The 15,085-nt window shown below is 44.6% G+C and carries 14 protein-coding genes; 10 read left to right on the top strand and 4 right to left on the bottom strand.

The features are described 5' to 3' along the window. Positions 1-117: 117 nt before the first annotated feature. Positions 118-1,269, bottom strand: coding sequence for an MFS transporter (locus BCU75_RS06085; RefSeq protein WP_102473248.1), 1,152 nt, complete (start codon positions 1,267-1,269; stop codon positions 118-120). On the opposite strand from BCU75_RS06085, the gene BCU75_RS06080 reads away from it, so the two are divergent. After that, positions 1,259-1,441 (top strand): hypothetical protein, encoded by a 183-nt coding sequence (locus tag BCU75_RS06080; protein WP_241903918.1) that lies wholly within the window; start codon positions 1,259-1,261, stop codon positions 1,439-1,441. The two genes, BCU75_RS06085 and BCU75_RS06080, sit on opposite strands and share 11 nt — an antisense overlap. A gap of 97 nt (positions 1,442-1,538) precedes the next feature. Here the strand turns inward: BCU75_RS06080 and BCU75_RS06075 are convergent, their stop codons facing one another. Then, complete coding sequence (locus BCU75_RS06075) at positions 1,539-2,564, bottom strand: AraC family transcriptional regulator (RefSeq protein WP_102473247.1); 1,026 nt, start codon at positions 2,562-2,564, stop codon at positions 1,539-1,541. 363 nt (positions 2,565-2,927) lie between these two features. Between BCU75_RS06075 and BCU75_RS06070 the strand changes: the two genes are divergently transcribed. Continuing rightward, on the top strand, positions 2,928-4,532 hold the full coding sequence (locus BCU75_RS06070; RefSeq protein WP_102473246.1) for a long-chain-fatty-acid--CoA ligase: 1,605 nt from the start codon (positions 2,928-2,930) through the stop codon (positions 4,530-4,532). Continuing rightward, positions 4,525-6,174, top strand: coding sequence for a GMC family oxidoreductase (locus BCU75_RS06065; protein ID WP_102473245.1), 1,650 nt, complete (start codon positions 4,525-4,527; stop codon positions 6,172-6,174). Before BCU75_RS06070 ends, BCU75_RS06065 begins: the two co-directional genes overlap by 8 nt. A 143-nt stretch (positions 6,175-6,317) precedes the next feature. Here BCU75_RS06065 and trxC read toward each other — a convergent pair whose 3' ends face one another. Then, positions 6,318-6,752 (bottom strand): thioredoxin TrxC, encoded by a 435-nt coding sequence (gene trxC / locus BCU75_RS06060; RefSeq protein ID WP_102473244.1) that lies wholly within the window; start codon positions 6,750-6,752, stop codon positions 6,318-6,320. A 122-nt stretch (positions 6,753-6,874) separates the two neighbouring features. Between trxC and BCU75_RS06055 the strand changes: the two genes are divergently transcribed. The 5 genes from BCU75_RS06055 to BCU75_RS06035 all read left to right on the top strand — a co-directional run bounded on the left by BCU75_RS06055 (position 6,875) and on the right by BCU75_RS06035 (position 10,955). After that, positions 6,875-7,972: a ketoacyl-ACP synthase III gene (locus BCU75_RS06055; protein WP_102473243.1), complete on the top strand. Its 1,098-nt coding sequence runs from the start codon at positions 6,875-6,877 to the stop codon at positions 7,970-7,972. A gap of 37 nt (positions 7,973-8,009) precedes the next feature. After that, positions 8,010-8,489: a GNAT family N-acetyltransferase gene (locus BCU75_RS06050; RefSeq protein WP_102473242.1), complete on the top strand. Its 480-nt coding sequence runs from the start codon at positions 8,010-8,012 to the stop codon at positions 8,487-8,489. 94 nt (positions 8,490-8,583) lie between these two features. After that, the gene (locus tag BCU75_RS06045) at positions 8,584-9,816 is read left to right on the top strand and encodes a glycosyltransferase (protein WP_102473241.1); all 1,233 of its coding nucleotides are present in this window, start codon (positions 8,584-8,586) and stop codon (positions 9,814-9,816) included. Between the two features lie 228 nt (positions 9,817-10,044). Further along, on the top strand, positions 10,045-10,524 hold the full coding sequence (locus tag BCU75_RS06040; protein ID WP_102473240.1) for a YeeE/YedE family protein: 480 nt from the start codon (positions 10,045-10,047) through the stop codon (positions 10,522-10,524). Next, entirely contained in the window at positions 10,524-10,955 is a 432-nt protein-coding gene (locus BCU75_RS06035) for a DUF6691 family protein (RefSeq protein WP_102473239.1), read from the top strand. The genes BCU75_RS06040 and BCU75_RS06035 overlap by 1 nt, the downstream gene beginning before the upstream one ends. A gap of 116 nt (positions 10,956-11,071) precedes the next feature. On the opposite strand, the gene BCU75_RS06030 is transcribed toward BCU75_RS06035, so the two are convergent. After that, a complete protein-coding gene (locus BCU75_RS06030; protein WP_102473238.1) occupies positions 11,072-11,947 on the bottom strand; it encodes an endonuclease/exonuclease/phosphatase family protein in 876 nt (291 codons plus the stop codon). 301 nt (positions 11,948-12,248) lie between these two features. Between BCU75_RS06030 and nrdD the strand changes: the two genes are divergently transcribed. Both nrdD and nrdG read left to right on the top strand, forming a co-directional pair. After that, the gene (gene nrdD, locus BCU75_RS06025) at positions 12,249-14,369 is read left to right on the top strand and encodes an anaerobic ribonucleoside-triphosphate reductase (protein WP_102473237.1); all 2,121 of its coding nucleotides are present in this window, start codon (positions 12,249-12,251) and stop codon (positions 14,367-14,369) included. Between the two features lie 208 nt (positions 14,370-14,577). Beyond that, positions 14,578-15,045: an anaerobic ribonucleoside-triphosphate reductase-activating protein gene (gene nrdG / locus BCU75_RS06020; RefSeq protein WP_102473236.1), complete on the top strand. Its 468-nt coding sequence runs from the start codon at positions 14,578-14,580 to the stop codon at positions 15,043-15,045. Positions 15,046-15,085 lie beyond the last annotated feature (40 nt).

The raw sequence follows: 15,085 nt of genomic DNA, 5'->3' as shown, positions 1-15,085 counted from the left end.
TGCATGAAAAAGGGCGCTTCCTTGAGACTATGAGTCTTGAATGAAGAGCCCCGCTATGATCATGATTGAATCTCAGAACAATGCGAATAACTTGATAATCAGTTGTTGTAGATCCGATTACTCGCCAGCGATTTGCAGAGGAGAACGTTTTAGGCTTGCAATCAACATGTAAATCGTTGTCGCTAGCAGAGACGCAAACAGGTAAGTGAATAGTCCTGCTTGTGAATCCATAAAGCTATCCGCAACGATTGGTCCCGCAACAGAGCCGATGCTATAGCAAAGCAACATGATTTGAGTCACTGACACCAAGTAGCTTGGGTCAAGGTTACGGCAACCCAAGTTAATCGCGATTGGGTATAGCGCAAATGTCGCCATGCCTAATACGAACAGGCTCATGCCTAATACGTAGAAATCGTGATTTATTGTTAACACACCAATGCTTGCAACCCCTAGCAGGCAGAACAGAGCCATCAATAACACTTGTCCTACGTGGTGAGACAACCAAGTCACCATTGGCTGTACAGCCATGCCCCCCAGGATCACCAAAGCCATCAAACCGCCAATGTCTTCATGCGCAATGTTGCGTTGAGCAAGTTCAACTGGCATCAAGCCATAAATCGCACCTAGCGTTAATCCAGACACAATGCAGCCAATTAGCGCGCTGTGGCTTAATTTACTGATCTGCTTTAAGGACAAAGATTGTGCATCGTGGATCTGTGGTGGTGTTGCTTGCCCATACATCAACACAATGATCGCACCAAACAGAAGGGTGAACATTGCAATAAAAGGCACGCCACCAGTAATACCTAGGTAACCGATGCCAAGCTGGCCAACTGCAGAACCGCCGTACAGTGAACACATGTAGATAGCTAGACGTTTTGCGCGTTGTGACTCGTCACCGCTCATTAGCCAAGATTCTACAATTACGAAGATACCTGCAACAGCCACACCAGCCACAAAGCGAGCTAATAACCATACCGCTTGATGTGGGATCAATGGCAATACAAGGATCGTTGCGATGAACACACTCAATGCGATGACGAAAGCGTCTTTGTGACCAACACGCGCAATAGCACGCTCAATCAATAACGTACCAGCCAGTAGACCTGCATAAAATGCACTCGCCAACCAACTCGATAGATTTTTGTCTAAGCCATATTCAGACAGCATTAATGGCAATGAACTCATTAAGTAGCCTGAAGCGATCGCGTAAAAAGACAATGCAATAACCGGAACAGTTATGCGAGTTGTTGGTTGGATGTTGTCCAATGCAGGACCCTCTAATAGTAAAAGAAACGATGAATTTTCCGCGACTATGGGGGAGAAACTGAATTGGGTAAAACGAATAAAAATGGTCGTGAAGACAAAAGAAATTTATCGTGTTTGTTGGTTAAAATACCGTTGTGAAATTTCGTGTTTTTGCGATATTTTCTGTGGTTAAATAGCCGGTAAAGCGTTGTTCAAACGACTATTTAATTTGAAAGACGAGGAGAGGTTTGTTGTATTCATCAGATTTTAATTTAGGGCACTTATTCGTGTTAGACCACTTCTTTTCGGTATTGCCTGGGCGAGCTTCCACTCCACTTACGAAAGGCATGTCGAAAGTTAGCGCTGTCTGAAAACCCAACGCGCTCAGATATCTCTTCAATGCTCATTTGAGTTGAAGAAAGGTAGTGCCGGGAAAGGTGAAAACGAACGTGGTCAAGTATCTTCTGGTAACTCGTATCGACGGCTTTGAGGTGCCGGCGTAGCGTTCGAGAAGACATCCCCAGTTCTGATGAAATAGATTCTATTGAAGGGTAACATCCAGGTCTCTCTAGTAGCATTTGAGAGACTTTTTCTTTTAGGCTGGTGGACGCACTGACTTTTGCCAACATGTCGTCACACGATTTCAGACACATCTGCAGCGTGATGGTATTGGCGGTAGGAAGAGGCGAGTACAAACTTGTTGCATCAAACTGCCATTCAAGGCGATCACTGTTGAATTCAACGGGACAACGGAAAATCTCTGTGTAGAGGTCGCCGTATTCTGGCTTCGGGTAAGGGAAGCGGATCACTTGGGATGGGAATGGTTGTTGCAGTACTTCTTCACACAGGCTTTGAATTGCGGTGAACCAATATTCGCAACAAAATGGCAGTAGCGAGTCCAAGTCGATCAGCTGTTCGGCTCTAAAGTATCCAACATTATTTTCTACTGACATCGTTTTTCTAAGTACTGGTCCTGCAAGCTGAAGATATTTAAATCCAATCAGCAATGCATCTAATAGTGTTTCACTACTGAATACCGCATAACCTAGAACACCAAAGTCGCTAAACCGTGCTTGTTGGCCGACTCTTAACCCTAAACCACCTTCATCAGTGTTCGCCAATGCGTTACTGAACACCGCCAACTTTTGCGCCAAGGTAATGTGGGTGTCTGGCGTGTTGAGTTGCAACTCATCAATGTTACTGCCTTCCAATAATGCTTCGATATGGAGGGCGGGTGACATATAGCGATGCAGTAATTGAAGATCAAGAATACCGAATGCTTGCATATCGGGTTCGTACACTGCGGTGTATTCCATAGGATGCCTCTTGTTGAATATTCCCATCTTAACCGAACTATTAACATTTTCGCTTGTTCTCACTTTCCCAAGCTTGTTCAAACTTTTGCTTTATGTGTGCAAGGTTCTACAAGGCCTGATAGAGCTGTGTCCGAATATCACCGGTTTTTGTCTTTTTGAAACCTGTTCGAAATGTTATCAAAATGTTGTAATTCGATGGGTTGCATATTGGAACGTCTCAAACATTTTGCTCAATAAATACTCTTACCTACATGACACACCAATGTGCAGGCTTTGATAGCAACAAAGACAACACTTATTACAACGATTAAAACGTCTAAGGCGAATAAGACCGCGAGGTCAAGCCGAATAAGGAGATCATGGATGCACAATCTTGCTGTTAACTTAGAGCGCAGCGCTTCGCTTTTTCCAAATAAAGTCGCTCTGCGAATTGGAACAGATGAAGTCAGCTTTTCTCAGTTGGAACAACTTTCTGGAAACGTCGCCGCGAATTTAAAGAGGCTGGGACTAAAGAAAGGAGATAAGGTCGCGTTATCGTGTCCGAATGTCACGTATTTCCCAATCGCTTATTACGGGATTCTGAAAGCAGGCTGTGTCGTGGTGCCTTTGAACGTCTTGTTTAAAGCAAGAGAGATCGCTTACCACCTTAATGACTCTGACGCTAAAGCCTATTTATGTTTTGAGGGCAGTGAAGAGCTTCCTATTGGTCGCTATGGCTTACAAGGTTTCGAACAGGCAAGCCACTGTGAGTACTTTGTCCAGATGCCAATCCCAACAATCACTGGAATTACTTCAGAAGCACATGAACAGCATGAATCTATTACTGACTGGTTAGCACAACCTTTGACTTCTTTTGAGTCTGTGGCTTGCAATGGTGATGATACCGCTGTGATTCTCTATACTTCAGGTACAACAGGTCAGCCAAAAGGCGCAGAGCTTTCTCACACCAATATGCAAACCAATGCGATGTCTTCACAGTATCTAATGCGATTGGAATACAGTGACACGACCATGGCCACGCTTCCTCTGTTCCACAGTTTCGGCCAGACAGTGATGATGAACGCGAGTGTGTTAACGGGTTCGACCATGGTGTTGATTCCTCGCTTTGAACCGTCACTGGTGATCGAGCAGATCATTACTCATAAAGTCAGCGTGTTTGCTGGCGTTCCTACTATGTATATTGCGCTTCTAAAGGCGGGAGAAGAGTCCTCTAGTGGTTTAGAAAACGTAAGCAAGCGTTCTGAACAAGTTAAACATAGCTTGAGACTAGGTGTGTCTGGCGGCGCTTCTATGCCCGTTGAGGTTATTCGTCAGTTCGAATCTCGCTTTGAGCTTCCTGTATTGGAAGGTTATGGGCTATCCGAGACTGCGCCCGTTGCTACGTTTAACCATATCGACGGTGATCGTTTATCGGGAAGTGTAGGACAACCGTTGTGTGGTCACCTCATCAAGATTACTGATATACAAGGAAACTCTGTCGCTATGGGTGAACTGGGCGAAGTCTGCATTAAAAGCCCAAGTGTAATGAAAGGTTACTATCAAAGGCCAGAGGCTACAGCAGAAGCGATAAGATACGGCTGGTTCCTAACTGGAGATATCGGTCGCACCGATGAGCATGGTAACTTGTTCATTGTTGATCGCGTCAAAGACATGATCATCCGTGGTGGTTACAACGTGTATCCACGTGAAATTGAAGAAGTGTTGATGTGTCACCCCGATGTCGAAATGGTCGCGGTTGTGGGTGAACATCATGATCGCCTAGGTGAAGAGATTCACGCTCATGTGGTGCTTCACGAACATACGCAATGTAATAGCGCGGCACTGATAACATGGTGTCGTGAGCAGCTCGCTGATTACAAATACCCTCGTAAGGTGTTTATTCGCAAAGCGCTGCCAATGACGGCGACAGGTAAAATTCTAAAGCGCGAATTGCACCCAATAGAAATAGCGGAGATGACAAATGGATAGTTACGATTTTATTGTTGTTGGCGGCGGTTCGGCTGGGTGTGTGATGGCTTCGCGGTTGTCAGAAGATCCTAATGTTACCGTTTGCTTGTTAGAAGCTGGCGGTAAAGACACAAGCCCATTCATTCATACACCGGTTGGCGTGGTCGCTATGATGCCAACCAAACTCAATAATTGGGCCTTCGAAACCGTTGAACAGCCGGGCTTGAATGGTCGTAAAGGTTACCAACCACGAGGTAAGACACTTGGCGGGTCTAGCTCTATCAATGCCATGATGTACGCTCGTGGGCACCGTTACGACTACGATACATGGGAATGCTTGGGTAATGCAGGTTGGAGTTATGAATCGTGTTTACCTTACTTCAAGAAAGCGGAAAACAACGAAGTTCACCAAGATGAATTTCATGGTCAAGGTGGTCCTTTGAATGTGGCAAACCTCAGATCGCCAAGCCCAATGTTGGAACGTTACTTAACGGCGTGTGAATCAATAGGGGTTCCTCGTAATGAGGACATCAACGGCGCTGCTCAATTTGGGGCGATGCCGACTCAAGTTACTCAAGTTAATGGCGAACGATGCAGTGCGGCCAAAGCTTACTTAACCCCAAACCTTTCGAGACCAAATCTCACGGTCGTGACCAAAGCAACGACACATAAAGTATTATTTGAAGGCAAGAAGGCGGTTGGTGTCGAATACGGTTCTGACGGCAAGCGTTATCAGATCCAGTGCAACAAAGAAGTGATTCTATCTGCTGGCGCATTCGGTTCGCCCCAATTGTTGTTGCTTTCGGGTGTAGGTGCTCGAGCTGAACTAAAGACGCACGGGATTGAGCAGGTTCACGAACTACCCGGTGTTGGTAAGAATCTCCAAGACCATATCGACTTGGTACATTCGTACAAGTGTAGTGAAAAGCGTGAAACTTTTGGTATCTCGTTGCAAATGGCCTCTGAAATGACCAAAGCTCTGCCGCTATGGCACAAAGAACGCCGCGGAAAAATGAGCAGTAACTTTGCCGAAGGGATAGGCTTTCTTTGTTCCGAAGATCACATCGCTGTGCCGGATTTAGAGTTCGTATTTGTGGTTGCTGTTGTCGATGACCATGCAAGAAAAATCCATACCAGTCATGGTTTTACCTCTCATATCACCTTGTTACGCCCTAAAAGCCATGGCACCGTAACGCTCAATAGTAATGATCCTTATGATCCACCTAAGATCGATCCTGCGTTTTTCAGTCATCCTGAAGATATGGATATCATGATTAAGGGCTGGAAGAAGCAGTATCAAATGTTAGAGAGTTCGGCGTTTGATGATATCCGTGGTAATGCTTTTTACCCGGTGGACGCCAGTGATGACAAGGCTATCGAGCAAGATATTCGCAACCGCGCAGACACTCAGTATCACCCGGTCGGGACCTGTAAAATGGGACCTAATAGTGATTCATTAGCCGTGGTGGATACAGATCTTAAGGTGTATGGTTTGATGAGCTTGAGAGTCATTGATGCTTCTGTGATGCCGACACTGATTGGGGCAAATACCAATGCGCCAACCATTATGATTGCCGAGAAAGTCGCAGATCAGATCAAAGAACAATATGGCTTTATCGAGCAACAAGCCAATGCACAAGCAGAAGACGAGATGATTGTATAATTAAAAAAGCAGATATAACTGATTGATTTACAGTAGGTTAGGGAGTCTTAGTTTGATAAGGCTCTCTAACCTATTTTTGTGTGTTTACTTAGAATAAAGCAAAAGCTAATTCAATCGCTTAATCAATAGCTAAAACAATAGGGTTACTTGGTTAGAGCTTGATTAAGCCACTGATCAAATTGACCTTTTGGTAGTGCACCGTTAATCGTATCGACACGTTTACCGTCTTTAAAGACCATCACCGTCGGAATACTTCTGATTTGATACATTGCTGCAAGCTGTTGTTGAGCTTCAGTATCAATCTTGACGAATCGAACATCTCCAGAACGCTCTTTTGCAACGTCACTGAACACAGGCGTAAAGCCTACACATGGGTTACACCATGTCGCCCAAAAATCAACAACTACAGGTTGTGAACTGTTCAATATAGTTTGGAAATTAAGTGACGTTCCCTCTATCGGTGCGCCATCAAGTAATGCTTCTTTGCATTTACCACAAGCAGGGCTTTCTGAAATTCTTTCTGAAGGTACTCGGTTTACCCCATTACAAGAAGGGCAACGTGTGTTGAATGTAGACATAACTTTCTCTTTTTATTGTAGCTCCGAGTCTAACGTGATTTACGAATCACGCCCGGAACGCTTATACTGTTTAAAACTAGAATACGATACTTAAATAAAAACAAACAATAAATAGGTAAATGATGACAAAATTTTACGCCGAGGTTACGGGCTGGGGAAAGTGTCTGCCACCAGCTGTACTATCAAACGATGATCTAAGCACTTTCATTGATACCTCAGACGAGTGGATTCGTACCCGTACGGGCATCGAGAATCGTCGTATCAGTCATGTTAATACCTCTGAGCTGGCAACAGTCGCTGCACAGCATGCGATGGCATGTGCTGGCCTGACAGCTGACGATATCGATATTATAATCATCGCGACGTGCAGCCCAGACTCCCTTATCCCAAACACAGCATCTAAGGTTCAACAGAACCTAGGCATTAAGAGCGCAGCGGCTTTTGACCTTAATGCAGCGTGTACTGGCTTCATTTACGGTGTTGAAACGGCGACTCGACTGATTCAAGCGGGTAACTACCGCAATGCTATCGTTGTGGGTGCAGAGCGTCTGTCATTCTTCATTGATTGGACTAAGCGTGATACTGCCGTACTTTTCGGTGACGGCGCTGGCGCAGTGGTTCTGTCTCGCACTGAAGAACAAGTTGGCTTGCAAGAGGCTCAAATCGGTTGTGATGCTAAAGGTCGTGACATTTTAGCGGTACCAAAGTTCGGTACTTCTATGGACCGCTTCGCCGCTGATAACGGCTACTGGGACTTCGATTTCGTTGGTAAAGAGATCTTTAAGCGTGCTGTCAAAGGCATGGGTGCTGCAGCACATACAGTATTGAGCCGCACAGGTATCTCAACGGATAATATCGACGTAGTGATTCCACACCAAGCAAACATCCGAATCATTCAAACCCTGTGTGATATGGCGGGTATCGATCGCGAGAAAGCGTTTGTTAATATTCAAAACTACGGCAACACATCGGCTGCAACTGTGCCAATCGCATTGTGTGAGTCGCTAGAGCAAGGTTTCGTCAAACCTAACGACAACATTCTTGTTGCGGCATTTGGTGCGGGTTTAACTTGGGGTGCTGGCCATATTAAATGGGGTAGCCGCGTTGAACCGCTAGGTCAATCGGATGCTAAGCTTCCAGAAACTGATAAATCTGCTTTAGAGCTTCTAGAAAGAGCCATTTTACACTGTAAAACGCACCCAAACTCAGTGACTGAATAACGCTAGTGAGTGACGTGTTATGAGTAAAGTGCGCCTTATGACGAAAGCCGACCTCGATGGGGCGGCTTTAGTTCACCAAACAGCCTTTGTTCGACAGCAACATTCGCGTGAGTGGTTACAATGTAACTTAAGCGCTTCACCACGCTTTCTTAACTTTGTTGCTGAAAGCGAAGGTGAAATTGTTGGCTACATTGTTTGGGTTCAGAAAAGTGGCTTTAGACCGGAAGCGGTATTGGAATTGGAACAACTCGCTGTGTTGCCCAGCGCTCAAGGTCAAGGATTGGGCAAGAAGCTGATTCTAAATTCTTTACCGCAGGTAAAACATCATTTGGCGCAACAAGGCTCGACACTAAAGCATGTTCTGGTTACCACCAGAGCAGACAATTTTGCACAAAAACTGTATCAGTCGACATTAGGCGCTGAAGTCGAAACCACGATTTCAAACCTGTACTCTGCGGATGAAGTGCTGATGATCGCTCGCAATGTGGGTGAGCGAATCTGGTCGCTGAGTTCTTAGAACCAATTATAATCAGCGATACAAACCGACCATCATCGATAAACGTTTAATTAGGGACTAATCCAGTCCCTTTTGTTATTTCTTAGGAAGTGTTTTGAAGAAAGTTTTAGCAATTGGCTACGTTTGGCCAGAACCGAATTCATCGGCGGCAGGCAGCCATATGATGTCTCTTTTACGTCTGTTCAAGAGGCAAGGCTGGTCAGTTGAATTTGCAACGCCAGCTCAAGAAACCGAGCACATGATCAATCTCTCTGAAGAGGGCATCACAAGCCAATCCATACAGTTGAATTGCGATAGTTTTGACCAGTACATCGAAGAATTTCAACCCGATGTCGTGATGTTCGACCGTTTCATGATGGAAGAGCAGTTTGGTTGGCGCGTGGAAAAGGTCTGCCCGAATGCCTTTAAGCTGTTGGATACTGAAGATTTGCAGTTCCTACGTAATGCTCGACACGAAGCGGTTAAGAAAGAGACAGAGCTTACCAAAGTACACTTGTACAGTGACTTGGCTAAACGTGAAATTGCCGCGATTCTACGCTGTGATCTTTCGTTGATCATTTCTAGCCATGAGATGGAGCTACTGCAATCTGAATTCAATATCGATCCGAAACTGCTTCATCATCTACCGTTCATGGTTGATCTTAATACGCTTCCTGAAAGCACTAAGAGTTTTGAAGAACGCAAGCATTTCATGACGATAGGTAACTTTAGACACGCACCGAACTGGGACGCAGTACTTCAACTTCAAAAGATTTGGCCGAAGATCCGTAAGCAGCTCCCTGAGTCTGAACTTCATATTTATGGATCGTATCCGCCGCCAAAAGCGACGGCATTACACAACCCTAAAACCGGCTTCCATATCAAAGGCTGGGCGAAAGACGCTCAAGAAGTGATGGAACAGGCACGTGTGTGTGTGGCGCCACTGCGTTTTGGCGCGGGCATTAAAGGCAAGTTGCTTGATGCCATGAAGCTGCAAACTCCAAATGTGACCAGTGAAATTGGTAGCGAAGGCATGTTACCGCAAGGCGATTTGCAGTGGCCTGGTGCAGTTTCTGATGATATTGACGAGTTTGTTGAACAAGCTGTTGCTCTCTATAAAGATGAAGAGAAGTGGCTTAAGGCACAGATCCAATGTCATTCAATTCTTGAAGCACACTATGAACAGAATCAACTGGGTGACAAATTGATCGAGCGATTGATTACGCTAAATTCTGAACTTGAATCTCACCGATTGGATAACTTCTTTGGCTCGATGCTTAAGCACCACAGTATGGCGAGCACCAAGTACATGTCGCAGTGGATTGCTGAGAAGAACAAGATCAAATAACTGTTCTTTTTGAAAGGACAGAATAAATCATGAGCCCTTAGGTTAACGCCTAGGGGCTTTTTTATATGGCAAGCTCTTGTGATTCCAGACTTAAAAACCGAAACATAACGGCATTATATTAGCATTGACTAATTTATATTTATTAGTAAAATCTAATCTATATTTATTAGCAAGATCTAATTTAAATCTGTAGCGGGTTAAATTTAAGTTTGCGGACAGGAGAGGTCGATGATGAGTTTAATACCTTGGGATGCATTTTTCGGGGGCATGTTGCTAGGCGCGTCGGCGATTATTCTGATGTTGGGGATCGGGCGAGTTGCGGGGATCAGCGGGATCGTTAGCCGCTTATTACCGTCTAGAAAGAACAAAAGATTAGAATTAGGATCTGAATCCGGCTCGGACGCCAACATTGAGAAAACCGAAAAACATTGGCGGCTTGCTTTTGTTGTCGGAATGGTTGCGAGCGGTTGGTTGTTGATTCCGACTGGATATCAACTTCCCCAATTAGAAGAGATTAACTTAGCAGTCATTATCATAGCCGGACTTTTGGTGGGCTTCGGTACGAAAATGGCGAATGGCTGTACTAGCGGTCATGGCATTGTGGGCATGGCACGTTTGTCTAAACGTTCAATTGTCGCAACCTGTGTATTTATGGGGGTGGCAATGGCAACAGTGTTGGTTAAGAATCTGATTGGCTTGGGGGCATAATGAAAAACTCTTCGTTTACTATCGTTATCGGATTGCTCGCGGGCCTTCTTTTTGGTTCAGGTATGATCATTTCAGGCATGGTTGATCCTAAGAAGGTACTTGGATTCTTAGATCTTACGGGTGATTGGGACATTAGCTTGGCGTTCGTCATGGGTGGTGCGTTATTGGTGTTTGCTCCGTTTTATCATCTAGTCATTAAAAAGCGCGCTAAAGCCATCAATGGTGAGTCATTAGACAACAGTAATAATCCGCTTATAGATAGAAAGCTGATTCTAGGTTCAACAGCGTTTGGCTTAGGTTGGGGGATTGCAGGTTTTTGCCCGGGACCTGCAGTAACCAGCCTAAGTGGTGGTAATCCAACAGTGTGGCTGTTTATAGTGAGCATGTTGCTTGGGACGTGGCTAGCGGGTCGTGCAAACAAGATCGGGTAGCAGTATACCTATCATTTATTGCATGGGCTGAGATGACTCGCTCTGAAGTTGCCAAACAGAGAGGTTGACTCGCTTTAAGTAAAAAGCCAGTCAGCCTCTTTTTACATCTCTATCTACTATTTAATAGTCGTTGAAACTGGGCAGTGGTCGCTGAGTATGTAGTCCAGCACATCTTGGGTTTCAAATACCTTTTGTTTCGCAGGAGTAGCATCTAAGGACTCGCTCACCACAATATGGTCAATGACCGAACGAAATTGATGTGTACGGTGATTGTTGCGGTTTGAGCGTACTTTACAATCTGCTCGAGTTTTTCTTGTTGCCAACTGAGCATCGGTATTTTGCGTCATATCTTTCCACATCCAATCTCTTGAATAAGCAAGGTTGTGGTTAAAGTCGCCCAGAATTGCGTAGTCTTCGCCTTTACGCTCTCTCTGCTGTATCCACTTATTCAATTGTTTAGCTTGGTCTTTGAGCCTTGAACAGTTGCGGTTTGATTTGTACGCGCCACTGCAGCCCGCCTTTAAATGCACCGACAATATGTGAATTGGCTCTGCATCCGTTTCTACAACCACATAGCTGGCAAACCTAAGCTTGCTGTTGGTGCTCGTTTCTAGAGGAAAGTCAGCGTAGTCAGTGAATGTGATTCCTTTACGAACCGCGAACCCTGTGTATTGATTCACTTCTTTGAACTGATGGTTACTGTTTTCTGGTAATGCCCGGTCAGACATCAATATCTTGTATTGATCGCCAGCGATGCGCTGAATGGCATTGACGTCGTCGACTTCTTGAAAGGCGACCACATCCGCATCTAAGGATTGAAAGTATTCTTCAAGTTTGTCGAAATCCGCTTGATCACGTTGGGCAGAAAACTTATTCACAGCCTCGTTGGTTGATAACCATTCGATATTCCAACTGGATATGGTCAAAGGTTCAGCAAATGTCTGGCTACTGAGTAAGCAACCTAACATTATCCAGTTTTGAAGTCGTTTCATCCCAAATATCCCTAATTTTGGTGTGCAATATAGTTGAGCCGTTATCCTACAACACTTACCGAAAATTCAACTCTTTTTAGCAGTTTTTTTATTGTTACATTGTTTCTTTTCGACTTGAGATCTCACGTAATAATATTGGATTTATCTTGTTCGGCGTGCCTATTTTATTGATCCAAATCAATACTCAATGTTGGTGGTTCTCGTTAAATACGCCACAATATCTAGTGTTAGTTAAACGATAAATCGCTCTATAGTGTGTTTGTGGATAAGTCTGTGAATACCTCAAGAGTAAGGAGAAGTGGTGAAATCAATCGTAATCAAGCGTGATGGCTCAAGGGCTCCATTCAGTAGAGATCGCATCCAAGCTGCAGTGGAAGCAGCATCAGACAAAGCCGATAAGGAAATTGCTATTTATGCTCTGAATGTGGCATTAGCAGTTGAGTTGAAGCTCGAAGACTACGATGAAGTTCATATCTCTGAAATTCAAACCATGGTCGAGAACGAGCTAATGCAGGGGCCTTATAAGTCTCTGGCTCGTGCCTACATTGAATATCGTCATGACCGCGACATCGCACGTGAAAAGCAAAGCGCTTTAACTCGTGAGATCGAAGGTCTGATCGAAGAAAGCAATGTTGATCTGATCAATGAGAATGCCAACAAAGATGGCAAAGTTATCCCAACTCAGCGTGATTTGCTGGCGGGTATCGTGGCTAAGCATTATGCAAAAACTCACATTTTGCCGCGTGATATCGTACAAGCTCACGAGTGTGGTGACATTCACTATCACGATTTAGACTACGCACCGTTCTTCCCAATGTTTAACTGTATGCTTATCGATCTTAAAGGCATGTTAACGCATGGCTTTAAGATGGGTAACGCGGAAATCGACACACCTAAGTCTATTTCCACAGCGACAGCGGTAACCGCACAGATCATCGCACAAGTAGCGAGCCACATTTACGGCGGTACAACGATTAACCGTATCGACGAGGTTCTAGAACCTTACGTAATGGCGAGTTACGAGAAGCACCTATCACTAGCGAAAGAGTGGGATATTCACAGCCCAGAAGCTTTTGCTATCTCTCGTACAGAGAAAGAGTGTTACGACGCATTCCAGTCTTTGGAATACGAAGTAAACACACTACACACGGCTAATGGCCAAACACCATTCGTTACGTTTGGTTTTGGTCTAGGCGAAAGCTGGGGTTCAAAACTGATCCAGCAATCTATCTTGAAAAACCGCATTGCAGGTTTGGGTAAGAACCGTAAAACAGCCGTGTTCCCTAAATTGGTGTTTGCAATCAAAGATGGTTTGAACCATCAGAAGCAAGATCCAAACTACGACATCAAGCAACTAGCGCTTGAGTGTGCATCTAAGCGTATGTACCCAGACATTCTTAACTACGACAAGGTAGTAGAAGTGACAGGGTCATTTAAAACGCCGATGGGCTGCCGTAGCTTCTTGAATACATACAAAGAAAACGGTGAGTTGATTCATGAAGGTCGTAACAACTTAGGTGTTGTTAGCCTTAACTTGCCACGTATCGCGATTAACGCGAAGCAAGATATGGCTAAGTTCTACGAACTGCTTGATGAAAAACTCAAGCTTGCTCGTCGCGCATTAGAGACTCGTATTTCTCGTCTAGAAAACGTGAAAGCGCGTGTTGCTCCAATCCTATATATGGAAGGTGCATGTGGCGTTCGTTTGAAAGCAGATGACTCTATTGCCGATATCTTCAAGAACGGTCGTGCTTCTGTTTCTCTTGGTTACATTGGTATCCACGAAGCAATGACAGCACTTTACGGCACAGACGTTCACCTGTATGACGACGGCGAAATGCGTACTAAAGCACTTGAGCTGGTGGAGTACATGAAGCGTGAAGTGGAATCTTGGACGAAAGAGACAGGTTATGCGTTCAGCCTATATGGCACACCAAGTGAAAACCTATGCAGCCGTTTCTGCAGCATAGACACCAAAGAGTTTGGTGTGATTGATGGTGTAACGGACCGTGGCTACTATACAAACAGCTTCCACTTAGACGTACAGAAGAAAGTGAACCCATACGACAAGATCGATTTCGAGATGCCTTATCCTGAAATCTCTAGCGGTGGTTTCATCTGTTACGGTGAATTCCCTAACATGCAGAAGAACATCGAAGCGCTAGAAAACGTATGGGATTACAGCTACACACGCGTTCCTTATTACGGCACCAACACACCAATTGATGAGTGTTACGAATGTGGCTACAACGGAGAGTTTGATTGTACAAGTAAGGGCTTTACGTGTCCTAAGTGTGGCAACCATGACTCAACCAAAGTATCGGTAACACGCCGTGTTTGTGGTTACCTTGGTAGCCCAGATGCACGACCATTTAACTTCGGTAAACAAGAAGAAGTTAAACGCCGCGTGAAGCATCTTTAATCTAACGAAGGATCTTAGTTAAGATCTGCGATCTTTAGCTAGTTAACTTAAAAAAGCTACGTTTCAAGAAATAAGATTGGTATCGGCGCTATGTCGATATCAATTCTTTCGTTTCAGTTTACGTTAGTAGCTAGTTCCAACAGCTGAGCATTAAACTTCAATTTCTCGCATCAAATATTAAGCAATAACGAGTTTTCAATACTGCCTTATGAATTATCACCAATATCACCCAATCGACGTTGTAAATGGCCCAGGTACTCGCTGCACTTTGTTTGTGTCGGGTTGTGTGCACCAATGTCGCGGGTGTTATAACCAGTCGACGCAAAGGTTGGATTCTGGGCACTTGTTTACGCAAGAGCTGCAAGACCGCATTATCGCTGATCTCAACGATCCGCGAATCAAACGTCGTGGTTTATCGCTTTCTGGTGGTGACCCTCTACATCCTGCAAACGTGTCTGAAGTGCTTAAGCTTGTTCAGCGTGTAAACGCAGAATGTGAAGATAAAGATATATGGATGTGGACTGGCTACGAACTCGACGAACTAGATGAAAAGCAGAAGCAAGTACTTGAATACGTTGATACCTTGATTGATGGTCGCTTTGAACAAGACAAAGCGGATCCAATGTTAGATTGGCGTGGTAGTTCAAACCAAATTATTCATCGGTTCCGACTGTAGTGGACTTGCGTTAATTTACGACATGCTGCATTAATACAAT

Source organism: Vibrio splendidus (assembly GCF_002873455.1).
GTDB lineage: Bacteria > Pseudomonadota > Gammaproteobacteria > Enterobacterales > Vibrionaceae > Vibrio > Vibrio splendidus_J.
The sequence above is the reverse complement of the archived record's forward strand: the minus strand, read 5'-3'. Positions and strand labels throughout refer to the sequence as shown.